Here is a 12,477-nt window from a genome sequence, read left to right as displayed (position 1 = left end):
GCAATTCGCCATCCCGATAGCTATCGGGACATCTCGGCAGGAAACCTCTAATTTTATGGCCAATTTCATATATCCAACAAAGGTAATTTTTTCTTTAACAACACCTTATTCATGCCGTGTACTCCCTGAATTCCTCCAGTATGTATGGCCAGTATTTGTGTTCCGGGTACAAAATTATCATTCTTGACCCTATCTAACAACCCGTACATCATTTTTCCGGTATAGACTGGATCTAGGGGGATAGCGGTTTGCTGCTTAAATTGATTTATAAACGCAACAAGTTCTTCATTAATCTTACCATAACCCCCAAAATGGTAGTTCAAATCAAGACTCCAATTTCGTTTTTCGGTAAGTTCCTTTATATCGTTTTCCAAAAAATCCCCCTTTAAAACAGGGAACCCCAAAACCTGTTGATTATTGTTCGCGGTGTTGATTAATCCTGCAATGGTACCGCCGGTACCCACACAAACACAGATTATATCGAATACTTTATCCTCCTCTTCAAGAATTTCCCCACAGCCCTTAATGGCCAAAGCATTGGTGCCACCTTCCGGAACTAAGAAAAATTCACCAAACTCTTCACGCAGGGAAACCAAAAAATCCAATTCCTCTCTTTTTCTATAGGTTTCCCGGTCTACAAACTTGAAACGCATGCCGTTTTCATGAGCCATTTTTAAAGTGGGATTTTCTTGCCAACGACCAGATAGTTCATCACCCCTAATGATTCCAATTGAACCTAGTTTATGCATTTTACAGGCGGAGGCTGTAGCGGCAATATGGTTGGAGTAGGCGCCACCAAAAGTCAATACATTGCGGTATCCTGATTGTTGGGCCTCCTTTAAATTGTACTTTAATTTTCTATACTTGTTCCCGGAAACCATTGGGTGAAGCAAATCCTCGCGCTTTAGGGCAATACGAACATCCTTTTCTTTTAGAAGCGGAAGTTCCAGATATTGGTTTTCACTATGCAAAGTGGCTATTTGTTATGAAAAAGGTATTTCATAAAACTAAAGGGCCTTCGGTTTTTCAAGTAATCCGATGTTCCCTCATTCCTGTACGCCTCCCTTTCAAAACTAAGATTTTGATAGGCCTTATAGGTGTCCAAATAAAGAAGCGACCTTACAACCCATTCCAAAACATACAATACGTAAAAAGGTAGAATTAAAAGTTCCTGTTGCTGTCTCAAGTGTATTTTTTCATGATTAATCAACTCCTTGTCCTTTTTAAGCGTATGCGTTTTGAGGATAATGAAGGGCCAAAGGGAGAGACCCACATAATTTCTATAAAACAAATGCTTAAAAACCAATATCATAGGCAATTCAAATCTTCTATACTCAAAGATAGCCGTTAAAATTTTAAATTATAAAGTATACGGAATTTTGTTGCCAACAACCATACGATTCAATGGGTTTAAGCCAAATCCCCGTTAAACTAGGACATATAAATTCTAATGACTCCGGTTATCAACAGAAATATTCTAATTTTATGATAGATAGTTTATTACTAATCAGACATTGATAAGCTAATTTTTACCCATTGAATGAAAAAAATTATTCCTATTGAAGATGGTGATTATTATTGGACGGACGAAGGCTATAGGGTTTTTACGCGCCAGTACCATTTAAAGAGGGGCTATTGCTGCGAAAGTGGTTGCAGGCACTGTCCCTACGGATATGATGTAAAAACGAACAGTCAATAACAGGCTCTTCGGCATGATTTTTGAGAATTTAAAATTGATGAATAATTCCTAAAATATATAAATTGACAGCTATGAAAAATTTTAAAATATTATCGCTGATAGCGCTAGCTTCGGTGGTCTTGACCTCATGCTCTTCGGTTAGGGTACTCTCGGACTATAACCAGGAAGCCAATTTCAACCAATATAAATCCTATGCTTTCTATAAGACCGGGATAGATAAGGCCCAAATATCGGACTTGGATAAAAAAAGAATTCTATATGCCATTGAGGATGAAATGGCCTCACGAGGCTTCGTAAAATCCGAAAATCCCGATTTACTGATAAGCATCTTCACCAAGGAAGAGGAACGCGTTGATGTCTACAACAACAACTTTGGTTGGGGTTGGGGCGGTGCCTGGGGCTGGGGACCTGCATGGGCCTGGGGTCCAGGATGGGGCTGGGGCTGGGGAGGCTGGGGCCCAAATGTAAGTACAAGAACCCAAGGCTCCTTATACATAGATCTTATAGATACCAAAAACAGGGAATTGGTATGGCAGGGCAAAGGCGAAGGAACATTGTCTAATACCAAAAACATCGAAAAGAAAGAACAGCGAATTAAAGAGTTTGTTTCACAGATTTTGGAACAATATCCACCTAATTCGGTGGCAGTTAGATAGGAATTATTTCATTTTTAAAACCAAGGCCCTTTCAAATAAAAGTATTTGAAAGGGTTTTTTCATAACAGGGGAAAATGCTGACTGTTCTTTGCCTCATTTAAAACAAAGGCACTTTTTACAGCACCAATATTTGGCAAAGTCGCAATCCTCATTTTTGCAAAATCATAATAGGCATCCAAATTCTTTACGGTTACTTTTAGAAGAAAATCGAACTCGCCGCCTACAACGTAGCATTCCGTAACCTCATTGAAAAGCGCAATGTTATCCAGAAAATCATCCATTAAACTACCCTTCTGGGCATCCAGGGACACAAAACTGAAAACCGTAATGCTGGGTTCAATTTTAGACGTATCCAGCACCGCTTTGTAATTTTTGATGAATCCGTCTGATTCCAACCGTTTTATACGCTCATACACAGGCGTTTTGGTCATTCCCAATTGATCGGCAATGGATTTGGCCACAGTTTTGGCATCCCTTTCCAATATTCTTAAAATCTTTCTGTCAACCTCGTCCAAATTTTCCATTTTATTTTTTCCTTTTATTGTCCTAAATAGACTACTATAAAAACACTAATTCCTATCAAATATACAATTTGAAGGAATTATTTACCTATAATTAAATTTTAATAGAAATATAGACTATTATCCTTAAATTTATAAGACACCTTAGTTTACGAAACAATTACCTAAAGGATATAGAAATGAGCTACGAAAGCAATCCCATACTGGACAAACTGCCCAAACATTTAAAGCAGTACATAAAGCCACAAAATTATGAACACTACACGGCCATCAATCAAGCTGTCTGGCGGTATGTAATGCGAAAGAATGTGGACTACCTAAGTAAGGTAGCCCATGATTCCTATACTCAGGGATTGAAAAAAACCGGGATTTCCATAGATAGCATACCCAACATGTACGGAATGAACAGGATTCTAAAGGATTTGGGATGGGCCGCAGTGGCCGTAGATGGCTTCATTCCTCCTGCAGCCTTTATGGAATTTCAGGCGTATAATGTTTTGGTCATTGCCTCGGACATCAGGCAACTGGAAAACATTGAATACACCCCTGCCCCGGATATCATCCATGAAGGCGCTGGACACGCTCCCATTATTGCCAATCCGGAATATGCGGCCTACCTCAGAAGATTTGGGGAAATTGGTAGCAAGGCCATCTCGAACGCCAAGGATTTTGAACTTTATCAGGCCGTTAGGCATTTGTCCATTATAAAGGAGGCAAAAGGAACAACGAGCAAAGAAATCGAGAAAGCGGAAAAACGGGTGGACGAACTCCAACAAAATATGGGTGAACCCAGTGAAATGGCCTTAATACGGAACCTGCATTGGTGGACCGTGGAATACGGGCTTATCGGCAGCTTGGAAAATCCAAAGATATATGGCGCAGGGCTTTTATCCAGTATAGGGGAGAGTGCCTGGTGTATGACGGACAAGGTTAAAAAGGTACCTTACTCCATCGAAGCGGCACATACCTCATTTGATATTACAAAACCTCAACCCCAACTATATGTAACACCAGATTTTGCCTTTCTAAGTCAGGTTTTGGAGGATTTTGCCAACACGATGGCACTTAGGACCGGGGGCCTGAGCGGACTACAAAAACTTATTGATTCAAAAGATTTAGGTACGATTGAACTTAGTACAGGATTGCAGGTATCAGGTAATTTTGAAAGTGTCATTTCACACAATGGAGAACCTATTTATTTTCAGACCAAAGGAAAATCGGCCTTGGCATTCAGGGAAAAAGAATTGGTAGGTCAGGACATTCATCAACACGTTACTGGTTTTGGTTCACCTGTTGGCAGGTTAAAAGGAATCAATCTAGCCATAGAGGATATGAGCCCAAGGGATTTAAAGGCATATAATATTTATGAGGGAAATGAGGTCTCTCTAGACTTTGAAGGCGGTATCAATATCAGCGGTAAAATCGTAACCGGTACCCGAAACCTGCAAGGACAAATTATCCTGATTACCTTTGAAAACTGTCAAGTAACGTATAATGAAAAGGTTTTATTCGAGTCCAATGATTCCCTTTACAACATGGCCATTGGGGAGCGAATCGTTTCCGCTTTTCATGGCCCTGCAGATTTAAAGAGCTTTGATCTGCTGGACCATGAACTAAGCAGTTCCAATCCAAAAGCGACAAGTTCCAAAGATGGGGAACTGGAAAATCTTTACCAACAAATTAGGGATTATAGAAACGGCAAAAACACGACCATTTCAAGGAATAAGGTTTTTAAGGTACTTACTGAGAAATATCCTTTGGATTGGCTGCTTTCTGTGGAATTATATGAACTGGCAGTAGGAAACCAGGATTTGGATTTTGCCAGTGATATAAAGGCCCATTTGAATTCGGTTAAATTGGAAAATCCGAAGTTTGGCCATCTGATCGATGACGGCATTGGGCTGACGGAAAAGGAATTTGCTAGGGTAAAATAGGGATATCGTTTGCGAATTCAATTTTCGTATCCTGATACTCCAAGGTCCAACCCAAACTATTCGTTAGCACATAAAATTTTTCAAGCTCGCTCAACAACCTGTTCTTGGCATTGGTCCGCAACGTGGAAGCTTCCACTTTTTTGAGCAAGGAGTTCCTCACATTTCGTTTTATGGTGTTGTAATCCCCGGCATCGAACTGATTTAAATAATCGGCGGTAACATCGTAATATTCAAAATCGGGGTTTAGTTTAATTTCGGGTTCCGGGATGCTTGTTATTTTGAGGGTTTTATTGGGTTCGTCCATTTCAAATGAAACCTTACTCAAGTCATAGGAAATACTCACATCTGCATTTACTACGACCAATGCTTTCTTTTCAGCGGTAAGCAAAGGGCCAAAAAGCTCTTTTGAATCCCTATAGTTGTACACTTCCGCAAAGTGACCTTCTGTAACAATGAGCTTGGAAACATTTTCAATTTGTTTTTGTATAAGCATGGAATTCTCTTCCAAAATAGCTTTGGAGCTCTTTTCGTCCCTGCAGGACCTAAAGATGAAAACAACGGCCAAAGTAATCAGAATACCTGCAAAAAAACGTTTCATGAAGAGGTGCTTTCAAAATTCATAAAGGGATATCTCTCCTTAATATACGCAATTTTTTGACCGAGGGTTTTCAGGAATTTTTGATGTGCTGGCGACTCGGCATCAAAAGGCCTATGGGACAAACTTCGTTGAATTTCCTCCACTTTGTTCATCGTTTCCTCAACCTCATCGGAAATCCAAGCGTTCCGAAATTTTTCCCAGATATAATCGATCGCAATTTCATTGGGGTGTATCATATCCGCAGTATAAAATCGATAGTCCCTAAGTTCGTCCATCATGATTTCGTAGCTTGGAAAATAAAGTCCCCTAGCCCCCAAAGGGGGAACTTGAAGCGTTGCGTGAATGGCTGATATGAGTACCGATTTACTTCGTTGGTTTTCAACAAAACCATCCTTTAAATGGCGTACGGGGGAAATGGTGAAAACAATCTGTGCTTCCGGATTTAAGGCTTTGATATTATTGACTGTTGAGATAAGCGAGGTTGTTATGTCCTTTTCTGTGAGCAGAATTTTTTGAAATTCGCCTTGAGGTACTTTATGACAATTGGCCACGAACATATCCCTTTTTATATGCCGATAGACCCAAGCGGTACCCAAGGTAATCGCAATGTGGGTCGCTTCCCTTATAAGTTTGTTGGTCTCATACACGGCCGAATTCAAACGTATCAAAAGTTCTTCCTTCTTTCCAGAACTTAATTCAGAATGTGCATCGTAGCAATGCCAGCGTCCATAAAGCTGAAAGATATCCCTTTCCGTGTATTCAAATTGGTCGACCGCCTTTTGGACCAAATTTTCAATGGCCAAGGGATGAAATAGAATCCCAAAGGGATTTTGCAAAATCTGAAACTTGAAATACGCCAATTTATCTCCCATATTATGGGAAAAACAGGACCCTAACATCAAGATCTTGCTGTAATAATCAATGGGATTATTTGCTTTTGATAAAGGTATTTGGGTCTGGAGTTTCATTTTTTATAGTTTGATTTCCAGTATTTTAATCGGTAATCGAGACCCCAAAGGCTTTAAAAAACCTTTAGGGTTCTTTAATTTTCAACACCCTGCCTATTTATAAATACTCCACAGCCTTCTCCAAAGCCTCCGGTATTCCAGCGGGATTTTTCCCTCCAGCCGTGGCAAAGAAAGGTTGACCGCCACCGCCTCCCTGGATGAACTTGCCCAATTCCCGAACAATAGTACCTGCATTCAGATTTCTGTTCGATACCAATTCTTTGGAAATATAACAGGAAAGCAGTGCCTTTCCATCCTGTTCGGTGGCAAAAAGTAAAAAGAGGTCGGATTGGTTTTGTCCCATTTCAAAACTGAGGTCCTTGATGCCAGCGGCATCCAAATCGAGTTTCTTGATTAGATATCGTACCCCGTTTTTCTCCTGTAATTCGTTCTGCAAATCACCTTTTAGGTTTTTTGCCTTGTCCTTTAAAAGCGCGGCAATCTGTTTTCTTAAATCTGAATTTTCATCTTGCAGACTCTTTACAGCTTTCACGGCATCTTGCGGATTTCCCAGCGCTTCGGTAATATCGGTCAATGATTTATTGCTCTCGGCATAAAAGTCTTTTACGGCATCACTGGTAATTGCCTCTATTCTACGAATCCCGGCCGCCACGGCTCCCTCCGACCTGATTTTAAAATGCCAAATATCCGAGGTGTTCTTTACGTGGGTCCCGCCGCATAATTCAATGGATTTTCCAAACCGGATAGTCCTTACAGCATCCCCATATTTTTCACCAAAAAGGGCCATTGCCCCATTATCCAAAGCTTCCTTCACAGGTACATTGCGATGCTCCTCCAAGGGTAATTGTCCTGAAATACGGGAATTCACAAAGGATTCCACGGCTTCCAGTTCCTCTTTTGTCATTTTTGAAAAATGGGAAAAATCGAAACGTAGATATTTGGAATGCACCGCAGATCCCTTTTGCTCCACATGGGTTCCCAAAACCTCTCTCAGCGCCTGATGCAGTAAATGGGTAGCCGAGTGGTTTGCCTCGGTTCTTCGGCGTTGTTCACTATCCACAACAGCCTTAAAGGTACCTTCCAATTTTTTAGGCAGGTTTTTCGAAAAATGAATGATCTCGTTATTTTCCCTTTTGGTGTCGATGATGTAGACCACATCACCATCGGGGGATTCCAAATAACCCTTGTCACCTACTTGTCCACCACCTTCTGCATAGAATGGCGTCAGGTTAAAAACCAGTTGATATTGCAACCCTTGCTTTTTGGACTCGACGCTTCTATACTTTACTATTTTTACATCGGCCTCCAATCGGTCATATCCCACAAACTCCTGTTCTAAATCGGAATACAAAATTTCCCAATCTCCCTTGGAAGTTTCCGAAGCCATTTTGGAACGATTTTTTTGTTCCTGCATGGCAACATTAAAACCATTCTCGTCCAAGGAAAGTCCTTTCTCGCTTAATATCAATGCGGTGAGATCTATAGGAAATCCGTAGGTATCATAGAGTTCAAAGGCCTTTCTTCCATCCACCATATTCCCTTTTGTTCTTTCAATGATGGAATCCAGCAGGACCAATCCTTGGTCCAAGGTTTTTAAAAAGCTGTGTTCCTCCTCCTTGATGACATTTTCAATGAGTTGCTTTTGCTCCCTTAGCTCCGGAAAGGCCTCTCCCATATTTTGGGTAAGCACATTTACCAAGCGGTACATAAAAGGCTCTTTGGTTTCTAAAAAGGTAAACCCATACCGAACCGCACGGCGTAATATTCTTCTGATGACATAGCCGGCCCCCGTATTGCTAGGCAATTGACCGTCTGCAATGGAAAAAGCGACCGCACGTATGTGGTCCGCGATGACACGTATGGCAATATCCGTTTGTTCGGTTTTCCCATATTTTGCATCCGTAATTATTTCTATTTCCCTGATCAATGGTGTAAATACATCCGTATCGTAATTGGATTTTACACCTTGCAAGGCCATACAAAGACGCTCAAAACCCATTCCCGTGTCCACATGCTTGGCCGGTAGGGGTTCCAAGGAACCGTCTGCCTTTCGGTTATACTGCATAAATACCAAATTCCAGATTTCAACCACCAACGGATGATCCTTATTCACCAGACTTGCCCCTGAAACTTTCTTTTTATCGGCATCGGAACGCAAATCCACATGGATTTCGGAACAAGGTCCGCAGGGTCCTTGATCGCCCATTTCCCAGAAATTGTCCTTTTTGTTGCCCATGATAATTCGATCCGCAGGAACTATTTTGTTCCATATGGCATAAGCTTCGGTATCCTTTTCCAAGGTATCCGCATCATCGCTTCCCTCAAAAACGGAAACGTATAGACTGTCCTTGTCTATTTTGAATACTTCGGTCAATAATTCCCATGCCCAGGTGATGGCCTCTTCCTTAAAGTAATCCCCAAAGCTCCAATTACCCAGCATCTCGAACATGGTATGGTGATAAGTATCTTTCCCCACCTCTTCCAAATCATTGTGTTTTCCACTCACACGAAGACATTTTTGCGTATCTACCACCCTGGTATTTTTGGGTTGGTTGATACCCAGGAAAAACTCTTTAAATTGGTTCATTCCCGCATTGGTAAAAAGCAAGGTGGGGTCATCTTTTATGACCATGGGGGCGGAGGGTACAACTTTATGTTTTTTACCTTCAAAAAATGCTAAGAACTGCTTTCGTATTTCCTTGGAATTCATCTAAAATGCTAAGCTTTTACAAATTTTAACTGTTTGTGGAAAACAATTTTTATATTTGTTTGTTATGTTAAAAATAAACCACAAAAATAGGATAAAATCCCTTCATGTCTAAAGTAAAGTACTATTACGATCCGGATACGCTTTCCTATCGAAAAATCGAGCCCGAAAAATCCAAGCGATACAGAAATATCGCCTTTTTCTTTTTGGGGTCTTTACTTTTTGGCCTGCTCGGATTGGTTTTGCTTTTGAATACGAATATCATCAATACACCCCGTGAACTTTCCTTACAAAGGGAGGTGAAAAACTACGAACTTCAATTTGAGCTCCTGAACAAAAAAATGGAACAGATTGAGGATGTTCTGGCCAATATTGAGGATAGAGACAATAATATATACCGTTTGTATTTTGAAGCCAATCCAATTCCAGAGGAGCAACGACGCGCAGGTTTTGGAGGTATTAACCGCTATAAATCCTTGGAAGGCTTCAATAATTCCGAAATGGTAATAGCTACCACGCAGCGATTGGACATTATTAAAAAACAAATGGCCATCCAGTCCAAATCCTTGGACGAGATTACCAAATTGGCGGAAGAAAAGGAAAAATTATTGATGTCCATACCTGCCATACAGCCCATTAACAATGAGGATCTTACCCGTATGGCATCCGGTTACGGATGGCGCTCAGATCCCTTTACCAAGGCCCGAAAAATGCATTACGGTATGGATTTTACCGCACCTAAGGGAACGCCCATTTATGCATCCGGGAACGGAGAAGTTACAAGGGCTGACAATAATTCATCCGGATATGGAAAACATATACGTATCGATCATGGCTATGGATACATAAGTCTTTATGGACATTTAAGTCAGTATAATGTTAAGGTGGGACAAAAGGTAAAAAGAGGGGACCTAATTGGTTTCGTTGGTAGTACTGGCCGTTCAGAAGCACCTCACCTTCATTACGAGGTTTGGAAGGACGGTGACCGTATCAACCCTATTAATTTCTACTACGGAAGTTTATCTCCAGAGGAATTTGAGAACATGTTGAAATACGCCAACCAAGAAAACCAATCCCTGGATTAATGCAAGTAGAACTTCCTGAAAAAAGATATTATGGGATTGGCGAAGTGGCCCGCGCCTTTGGGGTCAACACCTCCCTTATTCGGTTTTGGGAAAAGGAATTTGACGTGCTACAGCCCAAAAAAAATGCCAAGGGAAACAGGAAATTCACTCCACAGGACATCAAAAACCTGCAATTGATCTACCATTTGGTAAAAGAACGGGGGTTCACATTGGATGGGGCCAAAATCCACTTGAAGGAAGAAAAACAAAAGACCCTGTCCAATTTTGAAATCATTCAAAAATTGGAGCGCGTAAAGGCAGAGCTTATCAAAATAAAGGAACAGCTCTAAAAACGTAACAAAAGGCTTCTTTGGCATACTAACTGGATAACCATAATAAACACTAAAACTATTGACAATGAAAAAAGGAATAATTGCTTTAATAGTACTGGGCGTACTCGCTCTTGGGATTTATCAATGGGCCGTAGGTTTTAACAACACGGCCATTGCCCTAAAGGAAACTTCCACAAAAACGTGGGCGAATGTAGAAAGCGCCTACCAAAGAAGAAACGACCTCATAGGAAATTTGGTGAAAACCGTACAAGGCGCGGCAGACTTTGAACGCGGCACCTTAACTGATGTTATTGAGGCAAGGGCGAAAGCAACCTCGGTAAATATCGACCCAACAAATATCACTCCTGAACAATTGGCGAATTTCAACCAAGCACAGAGTGGCCTTAGTAGTGCCTTAAGCCGATTGTTGGTTACCGTAGAACGGTATCCAGATTTAAAAGCGAACCAAAACTTTTTGGAACTACAATCCCAATTGGAAGGAACGGAAAATAGGATCAACGTAGCGAGAGACCGTTTCAATGCGACCGTAGAACCTTACAATCTTCATATCAAAAAATTTCCAAACTCTATTTTAGCAGGGTTCTTCAATTTTGATGAACTGGCCTATTTTAAATCCGAAGCAGGTTCGGAACAAGCTCCCGATGTAAATTTCGAATTTGATTGATAACCCAATGTCCAGAGTAGAGGATTTTTTGACCCAGGCCGAAGAACAAGAAATTGTTGAGGCCATTCTGGAAGCGGAAAGAAATACTTCCGGGGAAATCCGTGTACACATAGAAGCACATACACGGGAAAACCATTATGACCGTGCCAGGGAAATTTTCCATTTACTAAAGATGGACAATACCAGGGAAAGCAACGGGGTTTTAATTTACGTTGCCGTACACGATAGGAAATTTGTCATCTGTGGGGACAAAGGCATCAACGATGTTGTTCCCAAAGGCTTTTGGGACTCTACCAAGCACATCATTGAAACACACTTTAAAAAAGGGCATTTTAAAGAAGGGTTGGTAGCCGGAATCCTGGAGGCCGGAAGAGAACTCAAGGTACATTTTCCATGGCATGCCAATGACACAAACGAACTGAGCAATGAGGTTTCAAAAGGATAATCCCCTCCCGGCCTCCCCAAAGGAGAGGAGAATATTGAAGGGCCTCAATCGCCTAATCCTTACGGATTCGAGAAAAATTTTATCCGTCCTTTTTATATTCCTTATTACCCATTTAGGCTGGGGGCAATTTGAGATTCCGCCGAAACCTTCCTTGCAAACGAGTGTTTATGATTATGTGAACCTGTTGCCCGAAGGCCGGAAAAAGGCATTGGAGCAGAAACTGATACGGTATTCAGACAGTACGTCCACACAAATCGTGATGGCCATAATTGCCAGTACAGAGGGCGAAAACATTAATTACTTAGGTGCACAATGGGGCCAAAAATGGGGTATTGGACAAAGTGGAAAGGACAACGGAATTTTGGTTATACTAGCCCGTGACGATCGAAAAATTGCGATAAATACGGGTTATGGTGTGGAAAGTTCCTTAACGGATGCCATGTCTCGAAGAATTATTCAAAATGTCATCATTCCTGAGTTTAAAAAAGGGGATTATTATAGTGGTCTTAATCTTGGAGCGGATGCTATTTTCGATGTTCTTACAGGTGAATTCAAGGAAGAAAGGAGTTTCAACGAAAACAACGGTCCACCTTTCTCCGCTTTTTTACCCTTTATAATTTTCCTTGTGATTCTATTTATTTTATGGAACCGTAAAGGAGGAAACAATGGACGAGGAAGTAGAAGGCGTGGGCTTAGTCCTTGGGACGTAATCATATTGAGCAATATGGGTAGAAGTGGCTCATCGGGCGGTGGATTTGGAGGAGGCAGTTTTGGAGGAGGTGGCTTCAGTGGAGGCTTCGGAGGTGGTGGCTTCGGTGGTGGCGGTGCTTCTGGAGGTTGGTGATGTTGATTCTGCTAAAGGACATTA

At 41.3% G+C, this 12,477-nt stretch carries 14 protein-coding genes; 8 read left to right on the top strand and 6 right to left on the bottom strand.

Annotated elements, in window-relative coordinates; genetic code table 11:
• Window positions 1–65: 65 nt before the first annotated feature.
• Together DZC72_RS09100 and DZC72_RS09095 are read right to left on the bottom strand one after the other, a co-directional pair.
• On the bottom strand, window positions 66–971 hold the full coding sequence (locus DZC72_RS09100; protein ID WP_125222509.1) for a 1-aminocyclopropane-1-carboxylate deaminase/D-cysteine desulfhydrase: 906 nt from the start codon (window positions 969–971) through the stop codon (window positions 66–68).
• A 5-nt stretch (window positions 972–976) separates the two neighbouring features.
• Window positions 977–1,312 (bottom strand): hypothetical protein, encoded by a 336-nt coding sequence (locus DZC72_RS09095; RefSeq protein WP_125222508.1) that lies wholly within the window; start codon window positions 1,310–1,312, stop codon window positions 977–979.
• 228 nt (window positions 1,313–1,540) lie between these two features.
• Here DZC72_RS09095 and DZC72_RS17765 point away from each other — a divergent pair, with 228 nt between their 5' ends.
• Window positions 1,541–1,699 carry a DUF5522 domain-containing protein gene (locus tag DZC72_RS17765; RefSeq protein ID WP_165869293.1) on the top strand — a complete coding sequence of 53 codons (159 nt, stop codon included), beginning with the start codon at window positions 1,541–1,543 and terminating at the stop codon, window positions 1,697–1,699.
• Window positions 1,700–1,770: 71 nt separating this feature from the next.
• A complete protein-coding gene (locus DZC72_RS09090) occupies window positions 1,771–2,355 on the top strand; it encodes a DUF4136 domain-containing protein (RefSeq protein WP_125222507.1) in 585 nt (194 codons plus the stop codon).
• Between the two features lie 59 nt (window positions 2,356–2,414).
• Here the strand turns inward: DZC72_RS09090 and DZC72_RS09085 are convergent, their stop codons facing one another.
• Window positions 2,415–2,879, bottom strand: coding sequence for an Lrp/AsnC family transcriptional regulator (locus DZC72_RS09085; RefSeq protein ID WP_125222506.1), 465 nt, complete (start codon window positions 2,877–2,879; stop codon window positions 2,415–2,417).
• Between the two features lie 176 nt (window positions 2,880–3,055).
• Here DZC72_RS09085 and DZC72_RS09080 point away from each other — a divergent pair, with 176 nt between their 5' ends.
• The gene (locus DZC72_RS09080) at window positions 3,056–4,810 is read left to right on the top strand and encodes an aromatic amino acid hydroxylase (RefSeq protein WP_125222505.1); all 1,755 of its coding nucleotides are present in this window, start codon (window positions 3,056–3,058) and stop codon (window positions 4,808–4,810) included.
• On the opposite strand, the gene DZC72_RS09075 is transcribed toward DZC72_RS09080, so the two are convergent.
• The 3 genes from DZC72_RS09075 to alaS form a co-directional block, all read right to left on the bottom strand.
• The gene (locus tag DZC72_RS09075) at window positions 4,797–5,408 is read right to left on the bottom strand and encodes a DUF4230 domain-containing protein (protein ID WP_125222504.1); all 612 of its coding nucleotides are present in this window, start codon (window positions 5,406–5,408) and stop codon (window positions 4,797–4,799) included. The two genes, DZC72_RS09080 and DZC72_RS09075, sit on opposite strands and share 14 nt — an antisense overlap.
• The gene (locus DZC72_RS09070) at window positions 5,405–6,376 is read right to left on the bottom strand and encodes a GSCFA domain-containing protein (protein ID WP_125222503.1); all 972 of its coding nucleotides are present in this window, start codon (window positions 6,374–6,376) and stop codon (window positions 5,405–5,407) included. The genes DZC72_RS09075 and DZC72_RS09070 overlap by 4 nt, the downstream gene beginning before the upstream one ends.
• A 97-nt stretch (window positions 6,377–6,473) precedes the next feature.
• A complete protein-coding gene (alaS, locus tag DZC72_RS09065) occupies window positions 6,474–9,086 on the bottom strand; it encodes an alanine--tRNA ligase (protein WP_125222502.1) in 2,613 nt (870 codons plus the stop codon).
• Between the two features lie 104 nt (window positions 9,087–9,190).
• Here alaS and DZC72_RS09060 point away from each other — a divergent pair, with 104 nt between their 5' ends.
• The 5 genes from DZC72_RS09060 to DZC72_RS09040 all read left to right on the top strand — a co-directional run bounded on the left by DZC72_RS09060 (window position 9,191) and on the right by DZC72_RS09040 (window position 12,453).
• On the top strand, window positions 9,191–10,168 hold the full coding sequence (locus DZC72_RS09060; RefSeq protein WP_125222501.1) for a M23 family metallopeptidase: 978 nt from the start codon (window positions 9,191–9,193) through the stop codon (window positions 10,166–10,168).
• A complete protein-coding gene (locus DZC72_RS09055) occupies window positions 10,168–10,497 on the top strand; it encodes a MerR family transcriptional regulator (protein ID WP_125222500.1) in 330 nt (109 codons plus the stop codon). Before DZC72_RS09060 ends, DZC72_RS09055 begins: the two co-directional genes overlap by 1 nt.
• A gap of 67 nt (window positions 10,498–10,564) precedes the next feature.
• The gene (locus DZC72_RS09050) at window positions 10,565–11,164 is read left to right on the top strand and encodes a LemA family protein (protein WP_125222499.1); all 600 of its coding nucleotides are present in this window, start codon (window positions 10,565–10,567) and stop codon (window positions 11,162–11,164) included.
• A 7-nt stretch (window positions 11,165–11,171) separates the two neighbouring features.
• Entirely contained in the window at window positions 11,172–11,609 is a 438-nt protein-coding gene (locus DZC72_RS09045) for a TPM domain-containing protein (RefSeq protein ID WP_125222498.1), read from the top strand.
• A complete protein-coding gene (locus DZC72_RS09040; RefSeq protein WP_125222497.1) occupies window positions 11,590–12,453 on the top strand; it encodes a TPM domain-containing protein in 864 nt (287 codons plus the stop codon). Before DZC72_RS09045 ends, DZC72_RS09040 begins: the two co-directional genes overlap by 20 nt.
• Window positions 12,454–12,477 lie beyond the last annotated feature (24 nt).

This window comes from Maribacter algicola, assembly GCF_003933245.1.
Taxonomy (GTDB): Bacteria; Bacteroidota; Bacteroidia; order Flavobacteriales; family Flavobacteriaceae; genus Maribacter; species Maribacter algicola.
This window is presented reverse-complemented; position numbering and strand designations above follow the sequence as displayed.

What these genes read in the sequence shown, in the direction of transcription:
- DZC72_RS09095 (WP_125222508.1), bottom strand. Translation starts at nt 1,312, where the DNA reads ATGATATTGGTTTTTAAGCATTTGTTTTATAGAAATTATGTGGGTCTC.
- DZC72_RS17765 (WP_165869293.1), top strand. Translation starts at nt 1,541, where the DNA reads ATGAAAAAAATTATTCCTATTGAAGATGGTGATTATTATTGGACGGAC.
- DZC72_RS09090 (WP_125222507.1), top strand. Translation starts at nt 1,771, where the DNA reads ATGAAAAATTTTAAAATATTATCGCTGATAGCGCTAGCTTCGGTGGTC.
- DZC72_RS09085 (WP_125222506.1), bottom strand. Translation starts at nt 2,879, where the DNA reads ATGGAAAATTTGGACGAGGTTGACAGAAAGATTTTAAGAATATTGGAA.
- DZC72_RS09080 (WP_125222505.1), top strand. Translation starts at nt 3,056, where the DNA reads ATGAGCTACGAAAGCAATCCCATACTGGACAAACTGCCCAAACATTTA.
- DZC72_RS09075 (WP_125222504.1), bottom strand. Translation starts at nt 5,408, where the DNA reads ATGAAACGTTTTTTTGCAGGTATTCTGATTACTTTGGCCGTTGTTTTC.
- DZC72_RS09070 (WP_125222503.1), bottom strand. Translation starts at nt 6,376, where the DNA reads ATGAAACTCCAGACCCAAATACCTTTATCAAAAGCAAATAATCCCATT.
- alaS (WP_125222502.1), bottom strand. Translation starts at nt 9,086, where the DNA reads ATGAATTCCAAGGAAATACGAAAGCAGTTCTTAGCATTTTTTGAAGGT.
- DZC72_RS09060 (WP_125222501.1), top strand. Translation starts at nt 9,191, where the DNA reads ATGTCTAAAGTAAAGTACTATTACGATCCGGATACGCTTTCCTATCGA.
- DZC72_RS09055 (WP_125222500.1), top strand. Translation starts at nt 10,168, where the DNA reads ATGCAAGTAGAACTTCCTGAAAAAAGATATTATGGGATTGGCGAAGTG.
- DZC72_RS09050 (WP_125222499.1), top strand. Translation starts at nt 10,565, where the DNA reads ATGAAAAAAGGAATAATTGCTTTAATAGTACTGGGCGTACTCGCTCTT.
- DZC72_RS09045 (WP_125222498.1), top strand. Translation starts at nt 11,172, where the DNA reads ATGTCCAGAGTAGAGGATTTTTTGACCCAGGCCGAAGAACAAGAAATT.
- DZC72_RS09040 (WP_125222497.1), top strand. Translation starts at nt 11,590, where the DNA reads ATGAGGTTTCAAAAGGATAATCCCCTCCCGGCCTCCCCAAAGGAGAGG.